This is a genomic window from Acidothermus cellulolyticus 11B (assembly GCF_000015025.1).
GTDB classification, from domain to species: Bacteria; Actinomycetota; Actinomycetes; order Acidothermales; family Acidothermaceae; genus Acidothermus; species Acidothermus cellulolyticus.
On the sequence record NC_008578.1, the window covers coordinates 1,634,752 to 1,650,857 of the forward strand.

Annotated in this window: 11 protein-coding genes; 3 read left to right on the forward strand and 8 right to left on the reverse strand. The window is 67.3% G+C overall.

Annotated features, from left to right (window positions below; genetic code table 11):
* The first annotated feature begins 83 nt into the window (after positions 1–83).
* Together ACEL_RS07525 and ACEL_RS07530 are read left to right on the forward strand one after the other, a co-directional pair.
* A complete protein-coding gene (locus ACEL_RS07525; protein WP_011720296.1) occupies positions 84–3,305 on the forward strand; it encodes a cell wall-binding repeat-containing protein in 3,222 nt (1,073 codons plus the stop codon).
* A 35-nt stretch (positions 3,306–3,340) separates the two neighbouring features.
* Positions 3,341–4,528, forward strand: coding sequence for an MGH1-like glycoside hydrolase domain-containing protein (locus tag ACEL_RS07530; protein WP_041835588.1), 1,188 nt, complete (start codon positions 3,341–3,343; stop codon positions 4,526–4,528).
* Between the two features lie 30 nt (positions 4,529–4,558).
* On the opposite strand, the gene ACEL_RS07535 is transcribed toward ACEL_RS07530, so the two are convergent.
* The 8 genes from ACEL_RS07535 to ACEL_RS07570 all read right to left on the reverse strand — a co-directional run bounded on the left by ACEL_RS07535 (position 4,559) and on the right by ACEL_RS07570 (position 14,553).
* Positions 4,559–6,217 (reverse strand): putative integral membrane protein, encoded by a 1,659-nt coding sequence (locus ACEL_RS07535; protein WP_011720298.1) that lies wholly within the window; start codon positions 6,215–6,217, stop codon positions 4,559–4,561.
* On the reverse strand, positions 6,214–6,816 hold the full coding sequence (locus ACEL_RS07540) for a TIGR03668 family PPOX class F420-dependent oxidoreductase (RefSeq protein ID WP_011720299.1): 603 nt from the start codon (positions 6,814–6,816) through the stop codon (positions 6,214–6,216). Before ACEL_RS07540 ends, ACEL_RS07535 begins: the two co-directional genes overlap by 4 nt.
* Entirely contained in the window at positions 6,816–7,643 is an 828-nt protein-coding gene (locus ACEL_RS07545) for an LLM class F420-dependent oxidoreductase (RefSeq protein WP_011720300.1), read from the reverse strand. Before ACEL_RS07545 ends, ACEL_RS07540 begins: the two co-directional genes overlap by 1 nt.
* Positions 7,644–7,800: 157 nt before the next feature.
* Positions 7,801–9,540: a hypothetical protein gene (locus ACEL_RS11545; RefSeq protein ID WP_049751444.1), complete on the reverse strand. Its 1,740-nt coding sequence runs from the start codon at positions 9,538–9,540 to the stop codon at positions 7,801–7,803.
* Entirely contained in the window at positions 9,480–9,926 is a 447-nt protein-coding gene (locus ACEL_RS07555) for a DUF1707 SHOCT-like domain-containing protein (RefSeq protein WP_041835006.1), read from the reverse strand. The genes ACEL_RS11545 and ACEL_RS07555 overlap by 61 nt, the downstream gene beginning before the upstream one ends.
* 167 nt (positions 9,927–10,093) lie before the next feature.
* A complete protein-coding gene (locus tag ACEL_RS07560) occupies positions 10,094–10,702 on the reverse strand; it encodes a GNAT family N-acetyltransferase (protein ID WP_011720303.1) in 609 nt (202 codons plus the stop codon).
* Positions 10,702–11,550 (reverse strand): exodeoxyribonuclease III, encoded by an 849-nt coding sequence (locus tag ACEL_RS07565; protein WP_011720304.1) that lies wholly within the window; start codon positions 11,548–11,550, stop codon positions 10,702–10,704. The genes ACEL_RS07560 and ACEL_RS07565 overlap by 1 nt, the downstream gene beginning before the upstream one ends.
* Positions 11,551–11,559: 9 nt before the next feature.
* A complete protein-coding gene (locus ACEL_RS07570) occupies positions 11,560–14,553 on the reverse strand; it encodes an FAD-binding and (Fe-S)-binding domain-containing protein (protein WP_011720305.1) in 2,994 nt (997 codons plus the stop codon).
* Between the two features lie 241 nt (positions 14,554–14,794).
* Here ACEL_RS07570 and ACEL_RS07575 point away from each other — a divergent pair, with 241 nt between their 5' ends.
* On the forward strand, positions 14,795–16,057 hold the full coding sequence (locus tag ACEL_RS07575; protein WP_011720306.1) for an MFS transporter: 1,263 nt from the start codon (positions 14,795–14,797) through the stop codon (positions 16,055–16,057).
* Positions 16,058–16,106: the final 49 nt, after the last annotated feature.

The window sequence follows — 16,106 nt, forward strand, 5'->3', positions numbered from 1 at the left end:
TTGCGCTGCGTGCCTCCCCGTGGACACGGCATCCCGCCTACCGAGGACGGGCTGATCATCCGCTCGACCTTCGGCGTCATCCCATGAACGGGCGGTCGGCCGTTGCGGCGCTGCTCGCAGGGGCAGTTCTGGCACTCCTCACCGCATTTCCCACCACTGCGTCCGCCGCGCAACCCGTCGTTACCGTTGGCGCCGCGCCGACACCGCCTGCTGACGCCCAGTTCCTTGGGCCCATATCCGGTGCGCAAACCGGGACGGTGATCCAGGTAAACGTCGTCTTACGGTCCAGGGATTCGCTGGGCCTTGACCGCTTCATGGCCGAGGTCACAAATCCGCACTCGCCTGAATACCGGCACTTTCTCACGCCTGGGCAATTCCAGCGGCGGTTCGGCCCCACCACGCAGGCAATCAACGACGTTACCGCGGCGTTCCGAAATCTCGGATTGCAGCGAACCTCCGCCCTCGGCTCGGTACTCGGTTTCTCCGGATCGCTTGCCCAGTTTTCGTCGGCACTGCACATTGGCTTTGCGCGCTACCGACTCCATTCCGGGCGAATTGCCCGCATCAACACCGCCGCTCCGCAACTGCCGGTGTCCGTCGCCCGGTACATCAGCGGCATCGTCGGGCTCGACGATCTCGCGCGCGCCGCGCCCGCCATCCCTCGGCACGCCGCGCCGACGCGCGTGCCGGTGTGGTCTGCCGGGACGGCCGCTACGCCGGGGTCGTCGACCTCCTGCCTGTCGACGTCACCGACGAACGCCTATTACTTGCCGGATCAGCTTGCCAGATATTACGGCCTCGACACACTGTTTACCGTCGGCGCTCTCGGCGCAGGGGTGACGGTTGCGCTGCCTGAATTCGAGCCTTTTCTGTCGTCCGACATCGCGGCATTCAACCAATGCTTCGGTCTGACAGCAACACCTCAGGTGGTCACGGTGGACGGCGGAGCCGGCTCCGGCCCCGGGAGCGGCGAGGCGGCATTGGACATTGAGACCGTCGCCGCGCTGGCGCCGAGCGCTACCATCAAGGTTTACGAGGGACCGAACGGCGCAGGAATTTTGTCCGTCTACAACGCCATTGCGAATGACGCGACAGTAAACATTGTCTCCGTCAGTTGGCTTCTCTGTGAGGCGGACTTGCCGTCAGGATATGGCGCCAGCCTCCGTGCCATATTTCAACAGATGGTTGCCGAGGGCCAGACGCCCCTCGCGGCCAGCGGTGACTGGGGATCGGCCGGTTGTTATCCAGACATTACTCCGTCATATCCAAACGGCGGCAACACCGCCCTGTCTGTCGAAACCCCGGCAAGCTTTCCCGAAGTCACCGGCGTTGGCGGCACCAGTCTCCCGGATCTGAGCGGAACCTCAGAAGTCGCATGGGCGGGCGCCTGCACGGACGGCTCGGGCGGCTCGTCTCCCTGCGGCACCGGCGGCGGAATCTCCGCACTGTGGACCATGCCGACATGGCAAGTCCCACTGGCAATCACCGCACAATCATCCGGCACTCCCTGCGGCGCTCCGGCCGGTACGTACTGCCGGGAAGTGCCTGACGTCAGCGCGTCCGCGGATCCGTCACACGGATATGTCATCTACTGGACGTACGTCGATCCGGTTACGAGTACGTCGAACCCCGGCTTCTATGTCATCGGCGGAACGAGCGCCGCGGCGCCGCTGTGGGCGGCGTTGCTCGCTGACATTTCATCCAGTTGTCGGCCTCAACAGTGGGGCTCAATAAATTCCACACTCTATGGCCTCGTTGGTGCGGGAATCACCCTGTTCCGTGACATCACCAGCGGGAACAACGACCTCTTTGGCGCAGGGGGATACGCAGCGGGCACGGGATATGACATGGTGACCGGATTGGGAAGTCCCCAAGGCGGCGCGCTCAGCGCGTATCTCTGCCCGGCGGCGGCGGACGGCGCCGGCTCCATCACCGCAACGCCAGCGTCCGTGACGGCGAGCAGCACCCAGGATTTCTCGTTCACGTACGCGGCGCCTGCCGGTCAGACCTTGAGAGCCGGAAAGCTCCAACTAACCGTGCCTGCCGGCTGGCCAAGCCCTTCGACCACGTCAGGCACACCCGGCTATGTGACCGCTACCGCCGGCACCGTAACGATAAGCAATTCGACCATCACGGTAAGCGGTCTCACGTTAGCGGCAGGCGCCACGGTCAGCCTCACGTACCACACTGTCACCGCGCCTGCCACAGCGGGTACCTACCCGTTCGCCGCGGCGATGGGAAATTCGGGCGACACACCGCAGTCGCTGACCAGCCCAGCGACGATCGTCGTAACAGCCCCTCCGCCGCCAGGCGGCGGAGGCGGGGGCAGCGGCGGTAGCGGAGGTTCCGGGAGCGGGGGCGGCAGCGGAAGCGGAGGAGGCGGCGGTGGCGGAGGGGGCGGCGCTTTCGGTCATCCGCAGCCAATCCGTGTCGCCGGAGCAGATCGGATAGCGACCGCGATCGCGGCGTCACAGACCGCCTTTCCCATCGACGCCGGCGCGCACGTCGTCGTCCTCGCCCGTTCCGACAACTTCCCCGACGCCCTCGCCGGAACTCCCTTGGCCATCACCAAAGAGGGCCCCATCCTCCTTACGCCGACGACATCGCTCGATCCACGGACGCTCGCTGAAATCGAGCGCGTCCTACCCCGCGGCGCAACCGTATACCTCCTCGGCGGAACAGCGGCGCTCTCCCCAGCCATTGCAGACGTGCTGCTCAACGACGGCTACGTCGTCGTCCGACTCGCCGGAGCGGACCGCTACGGAACCGCCGTCGCCATAGCCAATGCGCTCGGTGACCCGACGACCGTCTTCGAAGCTGACGGCACCAACTTTCCAGACGCCCTGACCGCCGGAACCGCGGCCGCCCACGAAGGCGGGGTCGTGCTCCTGACCGATGGCAGCCGGCTGCCCGCCGCCACCGCGTCCTACCTTGCGGCGCATCCCGGGACGCACATCGCGGTCGGTGGTCCGGCAGCTCACGCTGACCCCACCGCCGTCCCGTACGTCGGGGCGGACCGCTACGAGACAGCCGCGCTCGTCGATCGCGCATTTTTCGCCGTACCGATCGTGATTGGCTGCGCAAGTGGAGCGAATTTCCCCGATGCGTTGTCCGGAGGAGCGGTCGCGGGGTTGGCTGGTGGACCGATCGTCCTCGTGCCTGCCATAGGCGATCTGCCCGGACCAACAGTGCAGTACCTCCAGCAGGCAGCCGCCTCCGCCAGCAAAGCATGGGTTTTCGGTGGGACGGCGGCCGTGTCCGACGTCGTTTTCAACGAAATCGCGGCCGCCCTCACCGGCGGATGACCGGGGCCGGACGGGCGATTCGCTACGCTGCGACTATGGCGACGGCGCCGAGCGCCGAACAACGGCAACGCCGGGACACCACGCTGCGGGAACGGGCCTTTCGTGTCCTGGACGGCGCGTGGCGCACCACCGGCGGCTATTGCTGGCCGAACCGTCGCACCTATCCACACCTTTGGCTGTGGGATTCGTGCTTTCATGCCATCGCCTGGGCGGCCCTTGGTGATGAGCGGGCTCTTCGGGAAATCGACGCGGTTTTCCGCGCGCAATTGCCAAGTGGTTTTCTGCCGCACATCCGGTATGCGGACAGCAATCGTGCGGATCGGCGGCGTGGACCGTTGCGCGGCGTTTCGTCTTTCACCCAGCCGCCTGTCTTCGTCCGTGCCCTTGACGCCATTCGTCAGGCCGGAATGCCGATACCGGACCACTTCTTCGAGCGTGCCGCACAAGCGCTCGACTGCCTCTGGCGCGACCGGCTGCGCGACGGCCTTCTCGTCATCATCCACCCGTGGGAGACCGGACTCGATGATTCCCCGAGATGGGATTCGTGGGTCGGCTCGCATCGCTGGCGTCGCCGACGCTGGACGCGTTTCGACCGTTTTCTCGTGACCCAGACCCGCTACGCCGAGGACGGCCGCGGAATCGACAACGCCTGTTTCCTCGCCGCCCCCGCATCGTTCAACGCAATCGCCGCCGACGCCGCCGCGTTGCTCGGCACCCTTCTGGGCGATACGGCGTGGAGGCAGCGGGCGGAGGCGCTCGCCGCAGCGCTCGACGAGCACGCATGGGACGACGACGAACAGCTCTGGCGTGACATCCCGTTGCGTGGTGGTGGTGACAGTTCGCGAATTCCCACCGTCGACGGTCTGCTTCCCGCGCTCTGCACCCGTGACCGGTCTCGAGCCGCGGCGGCGCTCGCCCAGCTCAGCGATCCCGAGCGGTTCCACGCGCCGTTCGGTCCGCGGTACCTGCCCCGCACCCACCCGCTGTACCGACCGGGACAATATTGGCGAGGTCCGGCCTGGCCTCCGCTCAACTACTATCTCGCGCTCGCCGCGGTCCGCAATGGATATCTGCACCTGAGCGCGGACCTGGCCGAGCGTACGAGGAATGCCGTCCTCCGCGCACGTTTCGCCGAATACTGGAATCCGGAAACCGGCCGGGGCTTAGGTGCACGGCCGCAAACGTGGGCGACAATCGCCGTCGCTTTTCCTGGCGATCCCTGACCGCGCGATTCCGTCACCGCCGCGATTCGTTCACGGCCCCGACTGGTCGAGGATTGCGGGATTCATCCCTACCTCGCGCACCTGGTTCGCCGTACATTCCTGACTCTCCGCGAGCCGCAAGCTCACCTTCAATTGACCCGGCTGCAGTTGTATGACGTCTGTCCACCCATCGGGCGTGCGCACGAAACACCCTGTGCCGCTGTCGACGTGCCAGTACGGCGACCAGCGCAGCCGCACCAGCGTCACACCGACACGAGGTGACTCCACGGTGAATCCGTTGGCCGCCAAGGCGGAAATCGTCCCCACGCCTTCCGCGAGCGGCGTGGCGCCGATGACCTGCCAGATGCGCCAGTGCGGATCGGCGTACACCTGCTTCAGGTAGGGCGGGGGATGTCGCAGTAGAGCGCCCTCGGCTTTGCCGCCGGCATCGAGCGGAGCATCAGACAAGGCGACGTACCGGATGGCGTTCGCCCGCAACCACGTGAGGTATTCGGCTGCGGTCAACGGATGATAGAGTTCCGCGTTCAGCGCTAAATCGATCTGGCGCTCCCAGCCGCGGGCCAGCGGAACCTTCTCCGCGACGTACGTCGCCTCCCAGTGATTGAGGGTGAACGGGATCTCAACCCTGCTGGGCGGCTGTTGATGCTGCTCGAGATACCGAAGCATGCCTGCGTAATACTGAGGCTTCCTCGACAAATCCCCGGCGGCCGCCGTGACCGCCCCGACCACCGGCTGCAACTGGAAGGCAACCAGCGGCACGATGAGCGCGGCGAGGAGTTTGACCCGTCCGGATCGGAGCAGGACATAAGCGGCAAGCGGCCCGACGACGATGCTCGCAAAACGCGCCATATTACCGCCGACCGGATTCGGCAACAGAAAGAGCGGCACACAGGCGATACCGTAAAAGACCAATGCGCGTCGCATTGTGCGCCACTCGCGGGGCGTAATCGCCAAACCGACCGCGACAATGACGAGTTGCCCGACGAACGCCGTCCACGGAAACGGGAACCAACCGCCGTCCCCGAGAATGCCTGCCACGGCGACGCCGATGACCGCGCCTCCCAGAGGCAGGGTCCGCCGCCAACCCAGACTAGGCAGCCACGCGGCGGCAACGAGCAGAAGGAAAAACGCCCCCAACGGACTGAAGAGGGATGCGGTAAGCGCGGCGAGCAAGGCCAGCAGGCGGCGATCCGCGCGGACGGCGAGAATGGCTCCCAGCGCCGCAGCCACCGAGCAGGCGAACGGCGCCCGCCCGATGATCAAATCTCCGACAATGAGCAGCGAGAACCAGAGCCGGCTGACGACGGCGGCCGCGCCTTCCCGGCCCACGAGACGACCCCAGAGAATTGTCGAGATGACGCAGGCCACCGCGGTCGCCGGTACCGTTCCGAGCACGGCACCGACCGCGGGGAACAGGACGCTGTAGCCGAGATCCGAATGTCCCCCGTACCAATTCACGTCCCATACCAGGAACCCATGCGTGCGGAAAATCCAGACGCGGTAATCCTGTGCGGCAAAATCCCCGCCGCGGAAACCAACCGCCGCAACGATTGCCGACGCGAGGGCCGTGATGAGCCAGCAATGATCGGAGAGCCACTGAATCCATTGCCGAGCTCGACGCCGATGCGACGCGATCGCGTCGACGGTGGGCTCGAGGCCGAGCACCGGTGCGCGCAGGTCGCTCCTCACGGCCAACTCCTACCCGGGTCCGTCCCCGGCGATGTGCCGCCGATCCGCAATTCTCGTGCCTGCGCAGCTGATGGGGTCAGCCCGCGGGACTCCGACCGCACGGATGCGACCTCCGTTCCCGGCCGGCCATCCTCCGGCCACGTAGGCTCCGCGCTCGTGGCGCGCGCAATCGCGGCGTCCGACGCCGCCCACCCGGACCAGCGGTGCACATCGATCGCAATCACCATGCCGGCGGGAGGGTGTTCAGCGTACTGCGGATAGCGGGCGGTGAGCGCCCCCCACGCCCGCTGAGCGCTGGGGTCAGCGCCGTCCATCAGCCGGGCTCTGCCATCCGCCCGGATCCACCAGAGCATCGACCAATCGTCCGTGTACCGATCGGCCAGAACCGCGACCGACGGATTCTCTCGAATGTTCCGAATCCTGCGGAGCACCCGGCCGCTCTTCGGCTTTCGGTCAACCGCGGTGACAATCGTATTTCCGTTCACGACGAAGACGATCGGCACGATGTGCGGGACGCCGGCGCCGCTGCAGCTCGCCAAGTATGCCACCGGCCGGGTCGCAAAGAGCGCCCGGGCGACGTCCGGTGAAACGGCAGGCATCAATGACCTCGGTACTCCGCGACGGCGCGTTCGAAATCGTCCATCGCCCGTTCGATGACCGACCGTTTCGCAGACGGAAGCCAATGGACGGCTCGGTCAAATCCGGCCTTCTCATATGCTTCCAGCACGTGCGGATCGGCGGGAACACCCATGACCTGCAAGCTGATCCGCCGATCGGCACGTGCCAGCAGTTCGCGCGATCGCTCAATGACATCTCCGGCGTGGTTAGGAAACCACCCGTCGCCGTACGAAAGCACGCGGTCGAAGACGGTAGGACCGCGGCCTCCGACAAGAATCGGCGGATGCGGCCGTTGCAGCGGTTTCGGCCAGGAACAAATACCCTCGAAGTTCACGTATCGCCCGCGGTAACTCGCCTCCGCCTCCGACCAGATGACTTTCACCGCCTCGATGCGCTCCCGCAGAATATGCATGCGGACCTTCGGATCCGTGCCGTGGTTCAGCATCTCCTCGCGGTTCCAACCGGCGCCGACCCCGAATTCGAACCGGCCACCCGAGAGGTGGTCGATGCTTGCCGTTTCCTTCGCCAGGTAAATCGGGTCGCGCTGCACGACAAGGCAAATTCCGCTCCCGATCCGCAGGCGCCGGGTCGCAGTCGCCGCCGCGGCAAGCGCAACGAACAGGTCGTAGGTGCGCCAGTACCGGCGCGGGAGATCGCCGCCTCCCCTGTAGGGCGTCAAACGCGCGGCCGGAATGTGCGAGTGCTCCGGGAAGAACAGGGATTCGTAGCCGCGTTCCTCGGCGAGCCGAGCGACGCTCGCGGGATCCAGAGCATCATCCGTCGCAAAGATCGCAACCCCAATCTCCATACCTCTGACCCTAAGCCGCCGGCCGTTGAGGCAGCCGGCCCGGCGGGTCCCCGCATCGGCGGCTGCCCCCGACCCGATGCAGGCAGGCATCCACGCGGCCGCTGAGCCGGACGGGACCGACCGCGCGGCACGCAGACACGCATCCGTGATCACTTGCCTATTGGTAAGAGATCATCAATGGGGACGGCTGGTGCGCCATCGTCTGCTCCGGGCTCAGCATCGGGTGATCCTCGCGGTAGAAGTTCTTCCACCCCAAGGACACCCCAGCAGGAGCCGCGCCGACCACCGAACGCCAGGTGGCCTCCTTGTCCGGCGGGCTCCCCTGCCCGTCCATGTGAATGAGCACGGCAAGGTTGTCATAACGCACGCGCAGCGCACGCTCGTTACGAATCATGGAAAGCTGAAATTGGTGGATGACGAACAGCTTCTGCGGCAAATGCCGGGCTGCGGTGAAACCGTCCAACCAGGCCGCCACGCTGTTGAGCACCTGCGCGTCGAGGCTCCCGATCCGCTGCAGCGGTGCCACACCCGGGGCAAGTGCCCACTCCGGATCGACCGCTAGCCCTACGTACGGATAAGCGAGCAGCGCGGCATACCGCTGGGCCAGTCGCAGCGGATCCGCCCGACCGGGCTGCAGGTCGAGGAGGACGTACATGCCCGCCTGCTGCGCGGCTTCGACCCACGGACGCAGCTCCGCCGGGTCGGTCTCCGCGGTGAAATCCCCGTCCGCGCCGGGATTTCTCTGCGCGACAGCCGCGATGATTTCGAAGGTTGGCACGACAGGTACGTCGCTCAAGGCCTGGTAGCGTGCGGCAAGTTCCTCGGCCCGCTGCACGCTCGCCGGGAGATCCTGTGCGCCAAGGACGCCGAGGGCCGGCGTATCGGGATGACCGTAGAGCGCCACGAACCGGCGCCCTGGGAAAATGACCTGGCCCCCGGCAGGCAGCTGCAGGCCGGTGCCCGCAACGGCAAGGCGGGAGGCGAGCAGCGCCGGAGGACCGAAATCACCGACCGCGACGGTGTACCGCGGCTGCAGGGCATGCAGGGCGGCAATCGCGCCCGGATCCGCCCGCGGGTCGGTGCCCTGAACCTCGACAACCCGGACGCCGGCCGCTTGCGCGGTCGGCGTGACGGCGCGGGCAAGGCGGCCGTCGGAGCGGTCGACTAGAACCGCGGTATCGCGCAGGTCAGCGGTTCCCCCGGCGGCGGGCGAATGGTGCGAACCGGCGGAAGGCGATTGGCGCGAACCGGCGGCCGTCGGTTGTCCGGCGTCCGGCGGGGTGGTCATTGACCGTTCGGTCCGCGTCGCTGGCGCCGTCGGCTGCGCCTGGTCGGCCGGCGGGGTGGATGGCTCGTGATCCCCGTCACCGTTGATGCTCGGCATGTCCGCCGGAGGACCGACGATCGATATGCCGGGTGGCGGACCGGTGATTGTGCCGTAGGTGATGACCTGTCGCGTGTGGAGGTGCAGCAGCGTCGCAACCGGCGGCCCGGCGGTATCCACGACGAGAAGCGGCGCACACTGCGCCGTCGCCGTCTGCGCGGCTTGTGCGATGTCAGCGGCGTCATCGGCGCTGAGCACAACCAGGTCTGCTGCGGAAAAGAGCACGGTAGCGAGCGCAGCGGTCGCAGCCGCCGGCGTCCGTTCGGAGATGACCGTTACCGGCGTCGTTGGGTGAGTCGGATGCGCGTGCGCCGGCGGTGCTGGTGGTGAGCTGACGTCACTGCTCGGTTGAGGCCGCGGCTGGGAGGACGGCTCGGCCGTATGGTGATCCCCGGTGCATCCGGTGAGCGCGACCGTCACCGCCAGCGTCGTCGCCAGCGGCCATCTCCGGTTCAGGATGCGCCGCCCCGCCGCCAACCGCCCGGCGACTCCACGTCGTGCCGCGGTGGCCACCCGCCGCTGCTGGCCCGGCGGCCTCGCCGCCGCCCGCCACCGATCACGACGAACGCACCCAGCACCACCAAGAAAGGAGCGATCCCGTGGTCGACGGCAACGAGCAGCGCAAGGGCGAGGAGAAGGCAGCACGCGACCGGGATGAGCCACGGCATGATTCGCCGCGGCCGGACCGCGGGCACCGCCGGCGGCAATTGCGGCAAGTCCGAGAACAGCGCGGTTAGATCAGCGCGCGTGCGGGCCCGCAGCGCGGCAGACAACCGCTCCTCATACTCCTCCTGAGTAAGACGGCCGTCGGCAAAATGCCGGCCCAGCAGCTCAATCGCCTGATCCCGCTCAGCATCCCCGATCCGCAGATAACCAGAATTCGCCATGACGACCTCCACGCGCCATTCTCACGGACCATGTTCGCACAGGCGCGCATCCCGCGTCACGAGCCGCAACCTCGACGCGACCGTCGGGCATGGTCCGCGCGCATCCGGCAGGAGTCCTTCGTGACGCACCAGACGAAGGTCTCTTCGCACCACAGGCGCCCTCGTTGCAACGAATCCGGTCAGCGCAGTTCCTTGCGCAACACGGCGAACACGAGGTCGGGACGCTTCGGAATTCCGAAACGCTCATCCCCGTAAGGAAAAGGACGTCGCTCTCCCGTCCGGCGGTAGCCGCGCCGCTCGTACCAGGCGATCAGCTCACTGCGCTGCTCGATGACCGTCATCTCCATCGCCGTCGCATTCCACAGCGTGGCGGCTTGCCGTTCGGCCTCGGCAAGAATCCGCGTGCCCAAGCCGGTACCTTGCCGGCCGGGCCGCACCGCGAACATTCCGAAATACACCGTGCCGTCGGCACGGACGGTCAGCTGCGCGCAACCGACGAGCCGGCCGGACGAGTCGAGCGCAAGAAGGATGCGGGACGCCGGATCCGCCACGATGGCGGCGACCGCGTCCGCGTCGGTGCGTTGGCCGTCGAGAAGGTCCGCTTCAGTGGTCCACCCGGCGCGACTCGCGTCGCCGCGGTACGCCGATTCCACCAGCGCGACCACAGCCGGAATATCGTCCTGGGTCGCAGTGCGAAACGTGAGCGGGTCGGCGCGCCCGTCCGCCGGCGCGGACGCCGGGGCGTCGCCGGAGGATCCGGGCGGAGGAAAGCCGGCCGCCGACGACATCACAATGCGAAATCCACGACGATCGGCGCGTGGTCCGACGGGCCTTTGCCCTTGCGCGCCTCGCGGTCCACGTACGCATCGGTGACCTTTGCCGCAGCCGCATCGTTGGCCAACACGAGATCGATGCGCATGCCCTGATTCTTGGGAAACATGCCCGCCCGGTAATCCCAGTAGGTGAACGGATAGTCATATTTCAATGCCCGCGGAAAAATATCACGCAAGCCGAGGTCACAGATCGCCTGTAGCGCCTGGCGTTCCGCATCGGTGACGTGCGTGGAACCCACGAAGACCGCCGGATCCCAGACGTCCCGATCCGTTGGTGCAATGTTGAAGTCCCCCGCGACGATGAACGGTCTTCCGCTGTGACGGGCAAGTTCGGCCGCGAGCGCGGTACGTAGTGCGGCCAGCCACTCCAGCTTGTACGCATAGTGCGGGCTGTCCAGGGCGCGCCCATTCGGCACGTACAGCGACCAGATCCGGACTCCGCCGCAGGTCGCCCCGATCGCCCGTGCTTCGACAACAGGTTCCGCAGCAGCAGCCGGGAGCAAGGCGTCGTCGGAATCCGGGGAAGGAGCGGCTGGAGGCGCGGCATATCCCGGTTGCCCGGGAAAACCGCGGGTGACCTCCTCCAGGCCGATCCGGGAGAGAATCGCCACGCCGTTCCAGCGGCCGTCGCCGTGCGCGGCCACCTGATATCCGCGCTCGATGATCCCCTCCGACGGAAAGGCGTCGCCGGCGCACTTGGTTTCCTGCAGGCAGACGACGTCGGGCCGGACGGTGTCGAGCCACTCGTGCAGCCGGGGCAGCCGGGCGACCACCGAGTTGACGTTCCAGGTAGCGATCCGCACGAAGCCGTTCTACCGCGGCGCCGGTCCGCCGTCAGCACCGGCATCGAGATCCGCAGCGCCGCCCGCGGCGGCGGAATCTGCGGTCCCCGCCGCGCCACCGTCCGCGGTCCCCGCCGCCGAATCCTCGGTCCGTGCGGCGCCATCCGCGGTCCCCGCTGCGCCGGCGAGCAGTTCGGCAAGGTGCACCGCGTGACAGTCGGCAAGGTCGGCCAGCTGCGTGCGGCAGGAGAACCCGTCGGCGACCACGACGCTGTCCGGTCGATTCGCCAGCAGAGCAAGGACGCCGAGTTCGGCGATACGTCGTGACACGGCGTAGTGGCGCTTCTCCATGCCGAAGTTTCCGGCCATCCCGCAACAACCAGCGGCCTCGGTGAGCTGAGCGCCGGTCTGACCGAGCAGAGCCCGGTCGGCGTCGTAGCCGATGACGGCGTAGTGGTGGCAGTGCGGTTGCACGAGGAGGTGGACGCCGTCCAGCTGAGGCGGCTGCCAACGTGCCGCGAGCAGGGCCTCGGCGAGCGTTCGGGTGGCGTGGGCGATCTGCTCGGCCCGCGGATCGGCGAGCAGGTCCGGCAGGTCGGACCGGAGCGTCGCCGTGCAGGACGGCTCGATACCGACGATGATTGCCCCTTCGGCGGCGGCTGGGTGAAGAACGTCGACGAGGCCGGCCAGCCGGCGGCGGGCTGCCCGGAGCTGACCGGTGGTGATCCACGGCAATCCACAGCACGGTTGGCGATCCGGGAGCCGGACCCGGTATCCGGCGGTAGTGAGAAGCCACGCCGCAGCGGCCGCGACGTGCGGGGCGAACGTCTGCGTGAAGGAGTCCACCCAGAGCACGGCGGTCCCGGCCTCCCCGCTGCCCGCCGGATCCCCGCTGTCGTCCAACCACGGCCGGACATCGCCGGGTCTGAACCCCCGGCGGGCCGGCAACGGCAGGGACCGGTGCGGGTCGATGCCGGCCAAGAACCGGAGCAGCGCCACCGCAGGTTCGGCACGGAGCAGCCGACGCGAGAGCGCCGGCATGCCGCGGACGAGCCGCAGCCAACTGGGCAACCGCCCGAGGGTGTAGTGACTCCGGGGCCGCAGCCGCCATCGGTAGGCCCGATACAGCACCTCCGATTTGTAGCGGGCCATGTCAACACCGGTTGGACAGTCGGATGCGCACGCCTTGCAGGACAGGCAGAGATCCAACGCATCGTGAACGTCACCCGTGCGGAAACTGCGGGCAACCGCACGACGGCCGCCGCGGGCAGCCACCGCCAGTTCCTGAAGCACCCGCGCCCGCCCGCGCGTGGTGTCCTTCTCGTCCCGGGTGGCAAGGTACGACGGGCACATGAAAGTTCCGGAATCCCGGTAATCCGCCCGGCACTTGCCGATTCCCACGCACCGATGCACCGCCCGTGTGAAGCTTCCGGCATCGGCGGTGAAGCGAAAGCCCGTCGCGGCCGCAATATCCGCAGCGAGCGGACGGCGGAGGTCGGCGTCCAGCGGCGGCGGATGCACGATTATTCCAGGGTTGAGAATTCCTTCGGGGTCAAAGAGCCTCTTGAAGTCGGCGAAAAGGCGCATCGCCTGTGCCGAATACATGCGAGGCAGCAAGCGACTCCGCGCCCGGCCGTCGCCGTGCTCACCGGAGAACGAACCGCCGTACGCACAGACGATGTCGGCCGCCTCGTCAATAAAAGACCGGAATCGTTCGACGTCGCCGGCCGTGGTGAGCGGAACGTCGAGACGGGTGTGCACGCAGCCGTCGCCGAAGTGGCCGAACGGAATCGCGTCGATGCCGAACTCGTCAAGCAGCCGGGTGAAATCCCGTAAATACGGGCCTAGGTTCTCCGGCGGGACGGCGGCGTCCTCCCAACCAGGCCAGGCGCCGCCGGATCGGGCAAATCGGCCGACCAGTCCGGCGCCGTCCTCGCGAATCCGCCAGATCGCTGCGGCCTGCGCACTGTCGGTCAAAACAGCGGACGACATCGGCCGGACATCCGCAACGACTCGGCGTGCTCGTGACACCGCGTGGTCGTCGGATGCTCCCCCTACTTCAACGAGCAGCCATCCGCCGCCGTCAGGGAGCGTCGGCACCGGCCGCCCGGCACGACGGATGACGTCAACAAGGCGCGCGGCGAGACCCTCGACCGCCAGCGGTGCGTGCCGGAGCACGATGGGCACCGCATCCGCGGCGGCGATGAGATCAGGAAATCCGAGAACGGCAAGCGCGGTATGGCGCGGGATGTCAACCACCCGCACCCGAGCACCCAGGACGAGGACAGCGCTGCCTTCGCTGCCGACCAATGCGCGGGCGAGAAATCGTCCCTTCTCCGGCAGCAGATGCTCCATCCCGTAGCCGGAGATCTGCCGGGAGAACCGCCCGAACTCGGTTCGGATGATCGCTGCATTCTCTTCGACGAGCCGGGCCAGGCCGGGGACCGGCTCCCAACCGCTCCCCACGGTGAATCGCCGCCCGGTTCCGTCGACGACATCCATCTCGATGACGTTGTCCGCAGCACGGCCGAACGCCAGCGCGTGCGAACCACAGGCGTTATTCCCGAGAGCACCACCGATCGTCGCCCGGTTGGCGGTCGCCGGGTCAGGACCGAACCGAAGACCGTGCGGTCGAAGGGCTTTTTGCAGGTCGGCAAGGATGACGCCGGGTTCAACGTACGCCGTGCGGCCGCTCGGATCGATGTCGAGGATCCGACGGAAGAACCGTGACGTGTCCAACACGATGCCCGGCCCGATCGCGTTTCCGGCGACGGACGTGCCGCCGCCGCGCATCGTGACCGGAATATGGAATCGGCGCGCGACGTCGATAGCAGCGCAGACGTCGGAAGCATCCTGCGGATACGCCACGACGGCAGGCACGACCCGGTAATTCGAGGCATCAGACGAATATTCCGCACGGCGGCGCGAGGAGGCGTCCACCGGCCCGCGCATGACGGACCGTAACGCACGAATCAGATCGCGGTGCTCCGGCGAGCCGGTCGAGGCTGCGAATCTGCCGGACATGCTTCGGGATTATGCCAAGGCGGCGGTGAGCGCTGCCTCGCAGTACCGCATCCGGAAACGCCGCAGCAACTGAGCACCCATGAACGGACAGCACCAGCACGGCGTGCCGTTGCGGCGCAGGCGCCGATCCGCAGGGCGGCCCGCCCGGCCCAGGTCGCGGTGCGGAACGTGCCCGGCATCGGCGTCCCGACGGCGGACGGCGCGCCCGGGCCAGGACGTGACTGACGCCTAAGGTGACGGTATGCGACACCGAGACCGCGTGACGGCGGCACCGTCTGCGGTGAGTCTTTGGCGGCACCGGAATTTCCGGCGGCTCTGGATCGGCGAAACCGTCAGTCACTTCGGTACCCAGGTGAGCGTGGTCGCGATTCCGCTGGTGGCCGTAACGACTCTCCACGCCGGTGCCCTTGCCGTCGGCCTGCTCAGCACGCTGGAAACCATCGCATTCGCCGTACTCGGATTACCCGCCGGAGCATGGTGCGACCGTTGGCGGCGTCGTCCCGTGCTCATCACCGCGGACGTGGGACGCGCTATCGCGCTCGCGACCGTGCCGATTGCGGCGGCCTTCCACGTGCTCACCTTCGGCCAGCTCTGCGCCGTGGTCACCGTGAGCGGCGTCCTCACCGTCTTCTTTGACGTGGATTATCAAGCATTTCTGCCAACGTTGGTCGGCCGAGACCATGTCGTGGCGGCAAACGGCGCATTAGAGGCCAGCAGATCGGCCGCGGCGCTCGGCGGGCCGAGCCTCGGTGGTCTCCTCGCACAGCTTTTCACCGCTCCCTACGCCGTTGCCGCGGATGCAGTGAGCTTTGCCTGGTCTGCTGCGTGGATCGCGGCCATCGACGCTGCCGAGGTGCGCAAGCCCCGAGCACAGTCCTCGACAGGCCGGGAAATTCTTGACGGGCTTCGCTTCGTCTTCGGTCACCGGCTGCTCCGCATGCTGGCGGGCAGCACGGCGAGTTTCAATCTTTTCAACGGACTGACCAACGCTGTCGTCGTACTTTTCCTGGTTCGCACCGTGGGCCTTTCGGCAGGCTCGATCGGCGTCCTCTTCAGTGCCGCGGGTCTCGGTGGATTGGCCGGTGCACTCGTCGCGCATCGGCTCAACCGCTCTCTCGGTTACGCCCGGATGATTCGCGGATCCGCTGCCATCGTTGCTCTCCTCGCTCCCCTTCTCCCGCTGACCGACCGCGGATGGCGGTTGAGCCTCTTCGTCGTGTGGTCGCTCGTCGGGTCGGCGGCGATTGCCGCATACAACATCGCCACGGTGTCGCTCCGGCAGGTGCTCTGCCCGCCTGAGCTCCTCGGCCGGATGAATGCGACCATGCGTTTCGTCGTCTGGGGAACCCTGCCGCTCGGAAGTCTGCTTGGCGGAGCGCTCGGCGCGAACCTTGGCCTTCGCGGCGCGCTCTGGGTGGCGGCGATCGGAACGCTCGGTAGTCCCGCCTGGGTTTTCGCCTCTCCCCTGCGCGCCGGCCAACCCGTCACGGAAGGGGTTTTCTAGGCTGGCAGACATCCGGCCGCAGCGGTGGTTTGTCCGAGCAGGGAAGGAA